Annotated in this window: 12 protein-coding genes and 1 riboswitch; of the genes, 7 read left to right on the plus strand and 5 right to left on the minus strand. The window is 59.4% G+C overall.

The window, feature by feature from the left end; all coding sequences use genetic code 11:
• Positions 1-361: 361 nt before the first annotated feature.
• The 5 genes from BVU99_RS15555 (at position 362) to BVU99_RS15570 (ending at position 5310) form a co-directional block, all read left to right on the plus strand.
• Entirely contained in the window at positions 362-1981 is a 1620-nt protein-coding gene (locus BVU99_RS15555) for an ABC transporter substrate-binding protein (protein WP_099817288.1), read from the plus strand.
• Positions 1982-2123: 142 nt separating this feature from the next.
• A riboswitch (M-box (ykoK) riboswitch) is annotated at positions 2124-2297 on the plus strand.
• A gap of 75 nt (positions 2298-2372) precedes the next feature.
• Positions 2373-3395: a magnesium transporter gene (locus BVU99_RS15560; protein WP_025302916.1), complete on the plus strand. Its 1023-nt coding sequence runs from the start codon at positions 2373-2375 to the stop codon at positions 3393-3395.
• A 132-nt stretch (positions 3396-3527) separates the two neighbouring features.
• Complete coding sequence (gene mgtS / locus BVU99_RS25000; RefSeq protein WP_004938109.1) at positions 3528-3620, plus strand: protein MgtS; 93 nt, start codon at positions 3528-3530, stop codon at positions 3618-3620.
• Positions 3621-3727: 107 nt separating this feature from the next.
• A complete protein-coding gene (locus BVU99_RS15565) occupies positions 3728-3907 on the plus strand; it encodes a hypothetical protein (protein ID WP_025302915.1) in 180 nt (59 codons plus the stop codon).
• 26 nt (positions 3908-3933) lie between these two features.
• Entirely contained in the window at positions 3934-5310 is a 1377-nt protein-coding gene (locus BVU99_RS15570; protein WP_099817249.1) for a cation diffusion facilitator family transporter, read from the plus strand.
• Here the strand turns inward: BVU99_RS15570 and BVU99_RS15575 are convergent.
• From BVU99_RS15575 to BVU99_RS15585, 3 genes are all read right to left on the minus strand, one after another.
• The gene (locus tag BVU99_RS15575; protein ID WP_025302913.1) at positions 5253-6098 is read right to left on the minus strand and encodes an inositol monophosphatase; all 846 of its coding nucleotides are present in this window, start codon (positions 6096-6098) and stop codon (positions 5253-5255) included. The two genes, BVU99_RS15570 and BVU99_RS15575, sit on opposite strands and share 58 nt — an antisense overlap.
• Positions 6099-6164: 66 nt before the next feature.
• Positions 6165-6605: a GNAT family N-acetyltransferase gene (locus BVU99_RS15580; protein WP_099817250.1), complete on the minus strand. Its 441-nt coding sequence runs from the start codon at positions 6603-6605 to the stop codon at positions 6165-6167.
• Between the two features lie 47 nt (positions 6606-6652).
• On the minus strand, positions 6653-8383 hold the full coding sequence (locus BVU99_RS15585) for an ABC-F family ATP-binding cassette domain-containing protein (RefSeq protein ID WP_099817251.1): 1731 nt from the start codon (positions 8381-8383) through the stop codon (positions 6653-6655).
• Between the two features lie 450 nt (positions 8384-8833).
• Between BVU99_RS15585 and BVU99_RS15590 the strand changes: the two genes are divergently transcribed.
• Complete coding sequence (locus tag BVU99_RS15590; RefSeq protein WP_065424061.1) at positions 8834-11263, plus strand: DUF3772 domain-containing protein; 2430 nt, start codon at positions 8834-8836, stop codon at positions 11261-11263.
• 48 nt (positions 11264-11311) lie between these two features.
• On the opposite strand, the gene BVU99_RS15595 is transcribed toward BVU99_RS15590, so the two are convergent.
• Positions 11312-11494, minus strand: coding sequence for a hypothetical protein (locus BVU99_RS15595; protein ID WP_025302909.1), 183 nt, complete (start codon positions 11492-11494; stop codon positions 11312-11314).
• Between the two features lie 114 nt (positions 11495-11608).
• On the opposite strand from BVU99_RS15595, the gene BVU99_RS15600 reads away from it, so the two are divergent.
• A complete protein-coding gene (locus BVU99_RS15600) occupies positions 11609-12424 on the plus strand; it encodes an alpha/beta hydrolase (protein WP_099817252.1) in 816 nt (271 codons plus the stop codon).
• 50 nt (positions 12425-12474) lie between these two features.
• Here the strand turns inward: BVU99_RS15600 and BVU99_RS15605 are convergent, their stop codons facing one another.
• A complete protein-coding gene (locus BVU99_RS15605) occupies positions 12475-14535 on the minus strand; it encodes a TonB-dependent siderophore receptor (RefSeq protein ID WP_099817289.1) in 2061 nt (686 codons plus the stop codon).
• Positions 14536-14762 lie beyond the last annotated feature (227 nt).

Genomic DNA, 14762 nt, shown 5'->3' on the forward strand with positions numbered 1-14762 from the left:
AGCGCAAGCAGGCCGATTTTAGCCAAGAACATCAATAATGATAGTGAAAACGATTCGTATTAAATTATTTTTGACGATCGCTCACAAAATGAATTGCCCTAAGGATACGTTAAGCTTCGGCTGGAATAATCTATATTGATTGCCTGAATTTATGTCACCGCCGATTCACGGCGTTCCCGGCGGCAATGCCGGTCTCCGCGTTTATCCTCGTGTTCTTTATCGTTCCGTCACCAGTACTCCTTTGATAATGAAAGAAATTCAACACCGCTTTTGGTTATGACTCATAGCGATTAATGATTTAATTTATTCCACTGCCTCATTGCATATTGAACGCGATAAAACACTCATCAGGGATATCGACGTGAAATATTCATTCAATGGCAAGAAATTGGCTGGTTTAATCATCCTGGCTTTTAACACGACGGTCGCACAGGCGGCCGAGGTGCCGGCGGGCGCTAAACTGGCGGCGGCGCAAGAACTGGTGCGCGCCAACGGGTATGAACCGGCGACGCTGGATCCAAACCTGGCCGAGAGCAATGTGGAGTTCTACATCTTCAACGATCTGTTCGAAGGCTTGCTGCGCGTCGGAAAAGACGGCGAAGTGATCCCGGCGCTGGCACAGAAGTGGGAGCACCAGGGCAACGTCTGGACTTTCCATCTGCGGCCGCAGGCCAAGTGGTCGAACGGCGATCCGGTCACCGCCGACGATTTCGTCTACAGTTGGCAGCGCCTCACCGATCCGAAAACCGCGTCGCCGTACGGCAGCTATCTGGCTTCGGCCTACGTGCTGAACGCGGCGGCGATCAACGCCGGCAGCAAGCCGCCGAGCGAGCTGGGCGTCAAGGCGCTAGATGCGCACACCCTGCAGGTGACGCTGTCGGAGCCCAACTCCTATCTGCTCAAACAACTGGTGCATTTTCCGGTCTTGCCGGTTAACCGCAAGGTGGTGGAGCAGTACGGCAAAAACTGGACTCAACCGGCGCATTTTGTCGGCAACGGCGCGTTCCGCCTCAGCCAGTGGGTGGTGAACGAAAAGGTGGTGGTGGAACGCAATCCGCAGTATTGGGATAACGCCAACACCGTGCTCAACAAGGTGACGTTCTTGCCGATACAGGGATTCCCGGAAGTGGCGCGTTTTCGCGCCGGCGAGGTGGAATTGGGGTATACCACGCCGCCGGAGCTGTATCAGCAGCTGAAAAAAACGCTCGGTGAGCAACAGCTGGTGACCTATCCGCTGCTCTCCACCAGCTATTTCGCCTTCAACAACCGCCAGGCGCCGTTCAACGACGTGCGGGTGCGTCAGGCGCTGAATCTGGCGCTGGATAAAGAGATCATCGCCGGCAAGGTGCTGGGATATGGCCAGCAGCCGGCCTGGACCTTTACCCCAACGGGGGCGGGCGGCTACCGCCTGCAGCCCGGCGCCGCGGCCGGCTGGACGCCGGAACAACGGCACGCCCAGGCGAAGCAACTGCTGGCGCAGGCCGGTTTCAACGCCGAGCATCCGCTGCGCTTTACCGTGCTGTACAGTAACGACGCCACCATCAAGAAGATCGTCATTGCCGCCGCCGCCATGTGGAAAAAGAACCTCGGGGTAGAGGCCACCTTGCAAAGCCAGGAGCGTAAAGTGACGCTGGATAATATCAACCGCGGGCAGTACGGCGTGGCCTTTACTCGATGGCTGGCGGATTACAACGATCCGTCTACTTTCCTGAACGTGTTCCGTTCCGACAGCAGCGAAAACAGCCCCAAATACCGCAATCCGGAGTACGATCGCATTCTGCATCAGGCGACGGCGGCGCCGACACCGCAGCAGGTGCAGCAGTATTTCCAGCAGGCCGAGGCGGTGCTGGCCGTCGATACGCCGGTCGCGCCGGTGTACTACGAAGCCAACGCCACGCTGGTCAAACCTTACGTGAAGGGGATCGACTTTACCCGTCAGGGCGCGCTATACGATAAAAACGTCTACATTCTCGCGCACTAAGAAATAAAAAAACGGCTGATTTATATCAGCCGTTTTTATAGATTCACATTTAATAAAATTATCCTAAATACTCCATAAACGACGGGCAATCTTTTCTTCCCGCCGGATAAAACAACGCCTATACTGCGCCGGTAGTTTATATGCAGTATCTCGTTTGGCGAGGCTCCTATACAAACACAGGTTACTGATCTGACGACATCGAGAGATGCCCAAGGTTAAGACAGGCTTTATCGGATTAAGGTTCAGCCCAAAGTAACTTCCGAGCAACAATTCGGATACGTTGTATAGTGCTAAAACCTGGACGCGGAGATAGGCAGTCTGCACTCCCTCTGTGGTTACGCCCCTATGCGATTCGCTGTTGAAGTTCACAACAGAAATAGGGACTGACAAAATGATCAAGTCACATCAATACTCTTCTTCTCCGGCGCTGCGCGCGACTGAAACTCTCGATGAAACTTCAGTTGCCGGTTATATGAACGCCGATTTTATTACCGTTCCCGCGACGATGACGGTCACGCATGCCCGGGAATATTTACTTTCGCAGCTAAAAACGGACGAAATTCCCACCCGGGTCTTTATTACCGCGGACGACTATCATTTGCGCGGCACGCTGTCGGTGAAAAAACTGCTGCAGTGCGACGATGAGGATAAAGCGGTCGGCGTAATGATGGATTACAGCTATTTCCAGGTTTCACCCGACGACGATCGCAATGACGTGGCGCATCTGCTGGGCAAAGGCGGTTTGGACGTGGTGCCGGTCGTGGCGAACAACACGCTGGTCGGCGTGCTGGGCGAGCGCGAGATCGCTCGGCTGGTCGAAGATGAAAACACCGAAGACGCGCAGCGTCAGGGCGCGAGCCTGCCGCTGGACAAGCCTTATCTGGAGACCAGCCCGTGGGCGCTGTGGCGCAAACGCTCGGTGTGGCTGCTGATGTTGTTCGTGGCCGAAGCTTACACCGGCAACGTGCTGAAAGCGTTTGAAGATCAGCTCGAAGCGGCGATTGCGCTGGCGTTCTTCATCCCGTTGCTGATCGGCACCGGCGGCAACAGCGGCACCCAGATCACCTCGACGCTGGTGCGTGCTATGGCGCTGGGCGAGGTCAGCCTGCGCAATCTGGGCGCGGTGATCCGCAAAGAGGTCACGACCTCGCTGCTGATCGCCGTCACCATCGGTCTGGCGGCCTGGGTGCGCGCCTGGATCATGGGCGTCGGCATGGAGGTGACGCTGGTGGTCAGCCTGTCGCTGGTGGCGATCACCGTATGGAGCGCCATTGTTTCGTCGATCATCCCGATGCTGCTGAAACGGCTCGGTATCGATCCAGCGGTGGTGTCGGCGCCGTTTATCGCCACCTTTATCGACGGCACCGGCCTGATTATTTATTTCAAAATCGCCCAGCACGTCCTGGGAATTTAAACGGGTCCCGCGCTTGAAAGCGCGGGAATGTTGCCAAAAAGAGGAGGACGTTAAAAAACCATGGATACCGACCAACCCCGATATTTAACGCAAGGGGCTTTTATCGATAACATTTAACCTGAGGACAAAATAATGGGAAACATGACTATTTTTATGGGATTCCTGGCAATGATCAGCTCGCTGGGCCTGTTGGCGGCCTATATGAGCACCAAATGGGATGATTGATGAACGCTAAAGATCCGCCTAGATGCATCCTCCCCGTAACCGCTATTTATTATGGGGAGGATTTAGTGGCGCGCTGAACGCGCGGCCTGATACGGGAGTTGATAATAATGACGATTCTTATTTTGGGATTGCTCTACGCCATTTTAATGATCTCGGTGGGCGTTAATGAGATTTATTTTTATTCCACCGGAAAATCCAATTTTCTTACTAGCCTCATGCTGACATTCTCTGGCAGTATGCTGCTGATCGCCTTTGTCTGGCAATTATCCGCTAAAGTAAAAAAATAAATCACCGTCTGAATGTGAGCAGCATCATGCAGAATGAAAAACAGGCCGTGGCCAGAAACTCGATGATTGCCAGCGGGGTGCTGGCCACGGGCAAATTCGTCGCCGGCATTTTTACCGGCAGTATTGGCCTGATATCCGAAGGGATCCACTCTTTCACCGATTTTATCGCCACCAGCATCACCTGGCTGGCGGTGCGCATCAGCGATAAACCCGCCGATGACGATCACCACTTCGGCCACGGCAAAGTGGAAAACCTGGCGGCGCTGTTCGAAGTGCTGTTGTTGCTGGGCGCCGCCGGTTGGATTGTCTATGAGGCGGGCAGCAGCCTGCTCGGGCAACCGCATGAGATCGTCGCGGCGCCGGTGGTGATCGCGGTGTTGCTGATCTCCATCTGCGTCGATTTCTTCCGCGTGCGGGCGCTCAACCGCGTCGCCAAAGCCACCGACAGCGCGGCGCTGGAGGCGGATGCGCTGCATTTCTTCTCCGACATGCTTTCATCCGGCGTGGTGCTGCTGGGCACGGTGTTTGTGCTGCTAGGCTTTGGCCGTGCGGACGCCATCGCCGCGCTGATCGTCGCCGGTTTTATCTTTGTCGCCGCAATCAAGCTCGGTAAACGCTCCTTCGACTCGTTGATGGATACTGCGCCCGCCGGAGCCACCGAAGCGATTCGCGCCACGCTGGACAGCTTTCCGGCGGTGCTGGCCTGCGACAGCGTGCGCATTCGCAACGCCGGCGCCGTAATGTTTGTCGAGATCACGGTGGCGGTGTGCCGCACCTTGCCGCTGGAGCGCATCGATACGTTGAAGCGAGAAATCATCGAACGGCTGCGGGAGCAGTACGCCAGGGCGGAATTCACCGTCATCGCGGTGCCGCAGACCCGCAGCGACGAAGACATGGCGACGCGCATTCGGGCGATTGCCGCCAACCACGGCGCGCAGGTGCAGAATGTGACCTTGCAGCAGTTGCCGACGCGTATGGCGATCGGCATGGATTTGGCGGTGCCGGCCCACGTCAGCGTGGCGCAGGCGCATGACATCGCCACGGAAATAGAAGGGATCCTGCGCCAGGCGATCGGCGAAGACACTGAAATAGAGACGCACCTGGAGCCGCAGACGCCGCACTGGCTGACCAGCGAGGATGTCGATGCGGCGGAGCTGGCTGCTATTCGCCGCATCCTGCAATCGGCGCTGGAGCAGGGGGAGAATGTGCAAGACGTACACAACATCCGTGCGCGCAAGACCGACGGCGGCATCATCGTCAACTTCCACTGCCGCGTGTCGCCGGCGGTAACCATCGCCGCCGCGCACGATGCGGTCGATCGGGTCGAGCGGCGGCTGCGCGCGCTTTATCCGGCCATAACGCGCGCGATAGGGCACGTCGAGCCGATCAAGCCCGGCATTTGAATCAGCTCGGCCAACTGCGGATAGAGCACCGCGTTGGCCAGCAGCAGCGGGTTGCCGCGCCGCAGCCCGTTGTTGTGCATAAAGTCATTCGCCACGCCGCCGGCTTCGCGCGTCAGCACCAGTCCAGGCAGACTGTCCCAGGCATTCATGTGCGGTTCGTAATAGCCCAGCAGCCGTCCGGCGGCCACCTGGGCGGTCATCAACGCGCCGGAGCCGCTGCGCACAAACATTCCTCCCGCCTGCAGCAGGCGACAGAGAAAGCCGCTGAATTCCGCCGCCGAGGCGCGCGGTGATATCCCGACGCCCATCACGCCATCCGCAACGCTGCGACCGGCATGCACGCCTATCGGTTCCCCGTTGAGGAAGGCGCCGCCGCCGCGGCAGGCGCGGAACATCTCGCGGTGGTTGGGATCGTAGACCACACCGATCGTCGGCTCGCCGTCGATCACCACGCCTATCGCGATACACCAGGTATGCAATCCGTTCAGGAAGCAGGCGGTGCCATCGATAGGATCGACGACCCAAACGCAGGCGGCGTGCTCGCCGCTGCTGCCGCTCTCTTCGCCGAGAAAGCCATCCTGGGGAAACCGGCGATTGATCATGCGGCGGATCAGCGCTTCGACGCGGCGGTCGGCTTCGCTGACCACGTCCTGCAGCCCCTGTTTAAAGTCGACCGCCAGGCTTTGCCGCCGTTGATAAAAACTGAAAGCGAGATCGGCGGCGGCGCGGGCGATCTCACGCGCGAAGCGGTAGCGCGCCTCGATGTCCCGTGGGGAAAGTGAAGTCATGACAGGCTCGATAGCAAAGAACGAATCGATTTACCCTGCCATAAAAGGATGAAAGTAATGTGTCGCTCAGGGCGGCGGGGATGAAAAGCGCAGCTGCATCATGGCATCGGGGGCCGAAAGTGGTTGAGTCATGGTCCCAGCCGGTATTACCGAGCGCCAAAACGCCAGCCCGCGCGGATTATCCTGGCTGACCGACAGCGACCAACCGCCGGGATGCTGCACGAACAAGGCGCGGGCAGCCCGTTGTCCCAGCCCGTTGCGTCGCCATTCGGGTTTGATGTAGAACTCCGCCATTTCGACGGTGGCGCTATCCAGGCGCCTGACCAACGCGAAACCGGCCGTTTGTCGATCGCTCAATATCAAATAAGGGTAGCGGCCGACCTCGCGCCAGTAGAGCGGCAGATAGGGGTAATCTCCATCGGCGCCCAACTCGCGAAGGCAATCGGACAGCATGGCCGCCAGCAGTGGCCGCTGCGAGAGTGAGGCTTGCTCAAGGGAAAATGCCATGTCGCACTCCATCAAAAAACAGGCCGCCGGATGGCGGCCTGTCAAGGTTAGCCCAGATGCAACCGGGCGGTGATGTCGGCAATCTCGCGGCGCCAGCGCGCCTGAAGCTCCGGTTTCTGATGCTTCGGCTTGCGCGCCAGGTCGGCCTCCAATTTGCTTTCGAGGGCAAACAGAGCGGTCAACAGCGCTTCTTCGCCTTCCAATCGATCGTCCGGCGTCGGGCCATCAGCATTAGCCCTGTCCGCCGTCGGCAGTGCCGGCGCTTCGCCCGCCAGGCGCTGATACACCGGCGCCAGATCGTGCCACTCCTCCAGTTTTTGCTGGTCGATCAGCCAAAAGCGGTTGCAGCTCTGTTCGATCAGCATCCTGTCGTGGGTAACCAGCATGACGGCGCCGGGGAACTGGCGCAGCGTTTCCGCCAGCTCCTCTTTGCCCGCCATGTCCAGGTGGTTGGTGGGCTCGTCCAGCAGCAGCAGCGAATGGTTGGCCAGCGTCAGACCGACGAACAGCAGCCGCGAACGCTCGCCACCGCTCAGCGAACGGATCTGCTGATGGTGGCGCAGGTAAGGAAAACCGGCGCCGATCAGCGCCAGTTTCCGCTGTTCCTCGGTCAGCGGTGCAAACTGCGCCAACGCGTCGCTCAACGTGTCTTCATCGCGCAGCTGTTGCAGGCTCTGATCGTAATAGCCGATGCGCACGCGCGGATGGAACAGCGCCGGGCGCTCTGTTTGTTGCTGATACTCACGCCACAACAGGCGCAGCAGCGACGATTTACCGCAGCCGTTGCGCCCGACGATGGCGATGCGATCGCCGCTTTTCACGCGCAGATGTTCGAGGCTGAACAGCACCGGCGCATCCGGCGCCGGGCGCACCGCCCAGTGCGGCAGCGCCAGCAGGCGATCGGCATCCAGCGCTTCTCCCTGCAGCCGCAACCGCCACGGGCTGCCGGCGGTCAGGGTGGTCTGTTCTTCCTTCAACCGATCGACGCGCTTCTCCATTTGCTTGGCCTTGCGCGCCAGATCTTCGTTGTCGTAGACCTTGCCCCAGGTCGCCAGGCGTTTGGCGCTTTTTTCCACCCGGTCTATCTCTTTCTGCTCGGCGTAGCGCCGCTGTTCGTCCGCGGCGTCCTGTTCCGCCAGCGCGGTGCGCGCCGCAGAGCAGGGCAAACGGAAGAACTGCAGCGTTTTGTCGCGCAGGATCCAGGTGCAGTTAGTCACCTGATCGAGCAGGTAGCGATCGTGCGACACCAGCACGAAGCTGCCGGCCCAGCTGCGCAAGAACTGTTCCAGCCACAGCAGTGTGGGCAGGTCCAGGTGGTTGCTGGGTTCGTCGAGCAACAGCAGATCGGGTTGGCGGATCAACGCGCGCGCCAACAGCAGCCGCGTATGCTGGCCGCCGCTGAGGGTGCCGGCGGTCAACGTCCAGCTCGCCGGTTCAAACCCCAGCTCGGCCAGTAACGCTTCACAGCGCCAGCGTTCACTGAGGTGTTGGCCCGCAGGCAGCCGCGCCAGCACCGCATCCAGCAGGGTGCAGGCGTGCAGCTCCGGCGGCAGGTGCTGCTCGATGCGCGCCATCAGACATTGGTGTGACAATGTCACTGAACCGGTGTGCGCAGGTAGGTCGCCGCTGAGAATTTGCAGCAGGGTGCTTTTGCCGCAGCCGTTATCGCCGATCAAACCGATGCGATCGCCTTTTTTCAGGCTGAAGGATATCTCGCTCAGCAGGACGCCGAACGCGTTGTCGTAACCGACAGATTGTGCAGACAGTAATGTGCTCATTGCTTACTCAAGAGTTACAGGCATGACAATGCCTATCGTCAAACATCGCTGACGACAACCCGGTAAGCCGGAGGGAAGATCCTGGATTTTAGTAAGCTTCGCTCAAGCTGGGTTATCGCAGCACGATACCGGTAATGCTTGAGCGGCGACGATTACCAAAGAAGTGTGAGTGAAAAACCAATTCACACGTCAGCATAGTAAGTCTCCTTTTATTGGTTGCAGGTTAATCGGTGGCTGGAGTATAGAGCGCTTCATGCCGTATCGCCAGTGTAAAAGCGCCTGAATAATCAGCAGGCTAAGGCGAGCACGGGCGCGTGGCACACAATGGGAATAATTACTGTATTTCGGCCGACATTAAGCAGCTATTATAATTAGCGTTTATGGTTAAGCGACGGTTCATCCGCCGCCTTTTCGTCTGTCTATCAGATAATGATGCTGAGCACTGAATTTATGTTAAAGCCCCGTTCGTTCCTGCTGTTGTTGTTATTGCTGTTGGGTTTGCAGCTGACGCCGCTCGGCGCCGTCGCCGCCCCCCAGGATGATCCCACCGCCGAAAGCGCGCCCGATCCCGCTACGCAGCTGAAAGCCGCGCAAAAGCAGTTGGACAGCATGAAGCAGCTGGTTTCAAAGGCTACCACCGACACCCAGCTCAGCAAGCTGCGGCTGGCGACCGACGATCTGGTCGCCAGCATGGATAAATTGTCTGCCGATCTGCAGCCGCTGCAGGAAAAGCTGCAGGCGCAGTTGGACGTGTTGGGGCCGGCCCCGGCGGCCGGCGCGCTGCCGGAAACCCCGGCTGTCGCCCAGCAGCGTAATGCGCTGAACAGCAGCAAGAAGCAGCTGGACGATGCGGTAAAACGTGCGCAGGCCATCAAGACCAGCGCTTTCGACCTGGGGCAGCAGATCAGCGATCTGCGCCGGGTAGCGTTTAAAACCCAGCTGGCGCTGAACACCGGCAGCATTTTGGGCGTCAAGTTCTGGACGCCGGTGGTGCAGCCGTCAGCGGATGACGTGCAGCGGCTGGACCAGTTCAACGCCGAGATGAAAGCGGCCTGGGACGCCAGTTGGCAGGACGAATGGCGGTACGGCACGCTGGCGTTGCTGGCGCTGGCGGTGATCGTCTGGTCCTGGGGGCGCTATTTGTCCGAGCGTTTCCTCGCCTGGGTCAGCATTCGCTTCCTGCCGGACGGGCGCCTGCGCCGCAGCTTTATGGCGATCATCACCGTGGCCGTGACGGTGTTCACTACCTCGATCGCGCTGAATTTGCTGTATTACGTTTTTATCCGCGTGCAGCCGCTGCCGGTGATGCTGGAAGACTTCGCCGAAGGCTTTAACCGTCTGGGGATTTTCTGCGCGCTGATCGCCGGGCTGGGGCGTGCGGCGCTGTCGCTGAATCGTCCGTCGTGGCGTTTGGCTTCGCTGGACAATGAAGTGGCCGCCGGGCTGCGTTACTTCTCGCCGCTGCTGGCCGGTCTGGCGCTGGCGTTCGGCACCGTTGAGCTGATCAACAACGTCGTCAGCGCCTCATTGGCCACCACCATCTTCGGCAACGGCCTGGTAGCGGGATTGATCGGCATGGTGCTGCTGGCGGCGCCGCTGCGCGGCCAGCGCATTCGTCGCCGTCTGGAGCAGCAGGGCGCGCACCTGGAAAAACGCACGCTGGTCGGCGGGCTGGTGCACATCGTCACCCTGGTGTGTTCGGTGGTGATCCTGCTTTCCTTGCTTGTGGGTTACATCGCCTTCGCCCGCTTCCTGACCTACCAGCTGATCTGGGTGGTGCTGGTGCTGATGGCATTCTACTTCATGGTGTTGTTCGCCACTGACCTGTGCGCCGCGCTGTTTTCGCCGCAGACCGTCAGCGGCAAGATGCTGAAGAAAACGCTCAGCTTCAAGGATCGCCATCTCGAACAGGTGGCGATCATCACCACCGCGCTGGCCAAATGTTCGCTGTTGCTGTTGATGATCGTCGCGTTGTTCAACGGCTCGTTCGGCAGCACCACGCCGGGGTCGTTGATGGAGAAAATCGTCTCGATCCTGACCGGCGAAGGCTTGCAGCGTTTCAACATCGTGCCCGGCAACCTGCTCAACGCCGTGATCTGTCTGGCGATCGGTATCTACATTCTGCGCGCGGTGCGGCGCTGGCTGGGCTCTGAGCTGCTGCCGAAAACCATTTCGGACGTCGGCATCCGGGCCTCGCTGGTGACGCTGTTCAGCAATATCGGTTATGTGCTGGTGATTCTGATCACCCTGGCGGCGCTCGGCATCCAGTGGAGCAACCTGGCGTGGATCGTCAGCGCCTTGTCGGTCGGTATCGGTTTCGGTTTACAGGAGATCGTGAAGAACTTTATTTCCGGCCTGATCCTGCTAACCGAGCGCCCGGTGAAGGTCGGGGATATGATCGGCATCGGCGGCGTGGAAGGCGACGTGCGGCGCATCAACGTGCGCGCCACCGAAATCCAGCTCAGCGACCGCTCCACCATGATCGTACCGAACTCGCAGCTGATCTCGCAGAACGTGCGCAACGCCACCATGGGCAACGCGCAAGGGGTAGTGACCATCGCGCTGACGTTCCCGACCTCGATCGATCCGGAGCAGGTGCGCAATATCTTGCTCAGCGCCTATAACGAGTACGAAACCATTCTGGAGACGCCGGCACCTTATGTGCGCTTTAGCCAGCTGGGGCCGGACGGTATTATCCTGAGCGTGACTGGCTACGTGCCGAGCCCGCGCATGGTCGGCGCCACCAAGAGCGAACTGCTGTTCAATATCCTCAAGCTGCTGCGCGCGCAGGAAGTGAGCCTGTCCAGCCCGCAAGAAGTGGTGTTTATGAAACAGCAGGCGACGCGGTATCAGGCCAACGAAGAGGAACACTCCTCCTAACTCAGCCCTGAGGCGGCGGGCCGTTAAGTGACGGCCCGCCGAACGTGGCTAGTACATCGACGGCTCCACCGATTGCGAGCAGTCGCTGTTGGCGCTGGATTTGGTGCAGGTGTAAGGTTCATTCGGCGATGCCGAAGGCGCATTCGATGGGCCGCCGCCTCCGCCGATACAACCGCTCAACATCAGCATCAAAAACACGAGAATTATCTTCTTCATCTCACCGTCCTCCATTGCGATTCCTCCCTTAAGTATATGTCGGGAAAGCGAACGGCACCGCTCACCGGTGCAATCTATACTCCTTTGATAACGTTTCGGCGCACAACGGCGGCGAACGAGGAGGGAAAGATGCAAACCGACGACGATTTGACCCACTTTGCCGCGCAGGGTGCGCCGCCGTTGCCGCCCTGTACCAAGCAGGGTGATGTCGAACATGACGGCGCGCGCATCTGGTATGCGGCCTATGGCGCGGATCCGACGGTGATCCTGCTGCACGGCGGCCTGGGCCACAGCGGCAACTGGGGGTATCAGCTGCCGACGCTGCTGGCCGCCGGGTACGGCGTGCTGGTCATCGACAGCCGCGGGCACGGGCGCAGCACTCGCGACGCCCGGCCGTATCGTTACGCTCGCATGGCCGATGATCTGTTGGCGGTGATGGACGCGTTGCGGATCCCGCACGCCGCGCTGGCGGGCTGGAGCGATGGCGCCTGTGTTGCGCTTATCGCTGCCCATCGGGCGCCGCAGCGGGTGGACGGCGTTTTTTTCTTCGGTTGCAATATGGACGCCAGCGGCGTTAAACCGCCCGCGTCCAACCCCATCGTGGAGCGCTGTTTTGCGCGTCATGCGCAGGACTATGCCGCCTTGTCGCCGACGCCGGAGGAGTTCGACGCGTTCGTCGCTGCCGTGAGCCTGATGATGAGCAGCCAGCCAGACTACCGCGTACAGGAATTGGCAGCCATTCGCGTGCCGGTGACGATCGTTCATAGCGAGCACGATGAGTTTATCCGCGTCGAGCATGCCGTCTACTTGAGCCGCAGCATCCCTGGCGCCCGTCTGGTGATGCTGCCGGGTGTCAGCCACTTCGCGCCGCTGCAGCGGCCGGCGGTGTTCAACCGCGCGCTGTTGGATTTTCTCGCCGATGTGATGTGTCGCAAGGCGTTTTGAGGGCCGCCGCAAAGAAAACGGGCGCCAAACGGCGCCCAAGGCGTGACAGGTTAGAAATCGACCGTCGCCTGCAGGCTCAGGCTGCGCGGCTCACCCTCAATCACGCGTAAATTACCGGCGCTGGAAGCATAGTATTCGCGGTTGAACAGGTTTTTCACATTCAGTTTCAGCTGAGTATGTTTCCCCAGCAGCTTGCTGTCCCAGGCGACAAAGGCATCCGCCACGGTATAGGCCGGCATGGTGAAACTGTTCTCCGGATCGCCGGCGCGGCGACCGACGTAGCGCGCGCCGCCGCCAATGCGCACCTCGCCGGGCACCACCGGCAGCGTCATGCGGCGGCTGAGGTACAGGCCGCCCATGTTGGTCGGGGCGTTGACCAGCCGATTGCCGACGTTGGTCGGATTGAGGTTGTCTTCGACGATCTCGGTTTTATCGTAGCTGTAGTTGGCGGTGAGATCCCAGTTGGGCGCCACTTCGCCGTTCAACTCCAATTCCGCACCGGTGGAGCGCGCTTTGGGAATGCTGCGGGTCACGCCGTTGATAAAGATCGACATATTGCTTTCATCGATGCGATAGAGCGCCAGCGTGGCGTCGAACGCCGGAGTGATCTGCCATTTTCCGCCCACCTCATAGGTGGTGCCGGTTTCCGGCGTGGCGACGTCGCCATTGTCGTCGATGGCGGTGGACGGCGTGAACGAACGGCTGTAATTGCCGTACAGCGACAGGCTCGGCGTCAGCTTATACACCAACCCCGCCTGCGGCAAAAACTGGTCGTCTTTGTCATTGAGCGTATTTTTCGGTTTCTGGAAACCGTTGCTGTTGTTCTGGTAATACGACTGATAGCGCGCGCCCAGCACCGCGATCCATTGATCGGTGAGATGAATGCTGTCCTTGGCGTACAGGGAACGGCTGAACAGCGTGGCGCGCAGGTTGCTTGACGCGTCACTGTAAGTGGTGCTGTCGGTGACCGGCGTTTCGCCATACACCGGATCGTACATGTTGAAGGTCTTCGAGACCTTGCCGCGGTAGGAATAGGCCTTGTAGGTCTGATTTTTCTCGTAGTCCACGCCCAGCAGCAGGTCGTGCTGCATGCCGAACAGCTGCGGCGAACCGGTCAGATCCCAGGAGTAATAGTGGGTTTGATGATTGAAACCGCGATTGGCGTCGGCGCGGCGCGAGACGATGCCGGTCGTGGTGTCGACCGCGGTGGCGCGCACTTCGTTGCTGTCGTAACGGCGTTGCAGCCAGGCGTAGTTGAAGCGGGTCGTCCAGATCGGATCCAGCGCGTACTCATAATGGGCGTTCAGACGTTTGTTCTTGCCCCAGGCATGGTTCGCGTAGTCATCCAAGCGGCGGTCATAGGGCACATCGACCGGTTTGCCGTCGATAAATGCGGTGCCGCGATCGTAAGGAATGTCGTACTTGTATTCGCTGTAGGCGATGTTAAAGGAGGCCTGGTCGCCGAACCAACTGAGCGAGGGGGCGATCAGCGTGTGTTCGTCGCTGCCGAAATTGCGCCAGTAATCTGCGTGCTGGCGTTCGGCGATCAGGCGAAAGGCGAAGCCGCCGCCCAGCGGGCCGGTCACATCGACGCTGCCGCTGCCGCCGCCAACACTGTTGGTGGCGCCGCTGATGCGGGTGTTCCAGTCATATTGCGGTTTTTTGCTGATCAGATTGATGACGCCGCCGGGGCTGAGGATGCCATACAGCAGCGAAGCGGAACCTTTCAGGACCTCAACGCGATCGGTGGTGGCGTCCATGCTCAACCCCTGGTTGCTGCGCACGCCGTCGATGAAGACCGAGCCATCGGAGTTAACCCCGAACCCGCGTTTGACGAAGCCATCCTCCGTGCCGCCGAGCGTGTTGCCCTGGGTGACGCCGCTGACGAACTTCATCGCGTCATTGACGCTTTTGACCTGGAAGTCGTCAATGACCTGAGAGGTGACGACGCTGACCGATTGCGGTACCTCGGCGATCGGCGCGGCGGTCTTGCCGGCGGTCGAGGCGGTGTCGGCGCTATAGCTGCCAGAAGGCTGGGCCGCGGCGGTCACCGTAATGGATTCCTCCGTTTTTGCGCCGGGTGCGGCGGCGATCGCCAGGGCGGGGAACAGGCCGGCGAACAGGGGCAGCGAGCGAAAAACGTGATTTTTTTTGTTTTTGTTGGGGTGGCGAAGAACTGAGTGGCGCATATAATTCCGTAAAAAATAATAAATAGTAACGATTATCATTATAATTATCATTTATGCGTTTTGAATAGTGGGGAATGCCTGTATCCCTTCACTGCGCGATTTAATTTTGTCTTTACGGTAAAAGGCGGCGATTTTGCCGGTAAAAAATC

It is taken from the genome of Serratia sp. OLAL2 (genome assembly GCF_002752475.1).
Lineage (GTDB): Bacteria > Pseudomonadota > Gammaproteobacteria > Enterobacterales > Enterobacteriaceae > Serratia > Serratia bockelmannii.

What these genes read in the sequence shown, in the direction of transcription:
- BVU99_RS15560 (WP_025302916.1), top strand. Translation starts at nt 2,373, where the DNA reads ATGATCAAGTCACATCAATACTCTTCTTCTCCGGCGCTGCGCGCGACT.
- mgtS (WP_004938109.1), top strand. Translation starts at nt 3,528, where the DNA reads ATGGGAAACATGACTATTTTTATGGGATTCCTGGCAATGATCAGCTCG.
- BVU99_RS15565 (WP_025302915.1), top strand. Translation starts at nt 3,728, where the DNA reads ATGACGATTCTTATTTTGGGATTGCTCTACGCCATTTTAATGATCTCG.
- BVU99_RS15570 (WP_099817249.1), top strand. Translation starts at nt 3,934, where the DNA reads ATGCAGAATGAAAAACAGGCCGTGGCCAGAAACTCGATGATTGCCAGC.
- BVU99_RS15575 (WP_025302913.1), bottom strand. Translation starts at nt 6,098, where the DNA reads ATGACTTCACTTTCCCCACGGGACATCGAGGCGCGCTACCGCTTCGCG.
- BVU99_RS15580 (WP_099817250.1), bottom strand. Translation starts at nt 6,605, where the DNA reads ATGGCATTTTCCCTTGAGCAAGCCTCACTCTCGCAGCGGCCACTGCTG.
- BVU99_RS15585 (WP_099817251.1), bottom strand. Translation starts at nt 8,383, where the DNA reads ATGAGCACATTACTGTCTGCACAATCTGTCGGTTACGACAACGCGTTC.
- BVU99_RS15590 (WP_065424061.1), top strand. Translation starts at nt 8,834, where the DNA reads ATGTTAAAGCCCCGTTCGTTCCTGCTGTTGTTGTTATTGCTGTTGGGT.
- BVU99_RS15595 (WP_025302909.1), bottom strand. Translation starts at nt 11,494, where the DNA reads ATGGAGGACGGTGAGATGAAGAAGATAATTCTCGTGTTTTTGATGCTG.
- BVU99_RS15600 (WP_099817252.1), top strand. Translation starts at nt 11,609, where the DNA reads ATGCAAACCGACGACGATTTGACCCACTTTGCCGCGCAGGGTGCGCCG.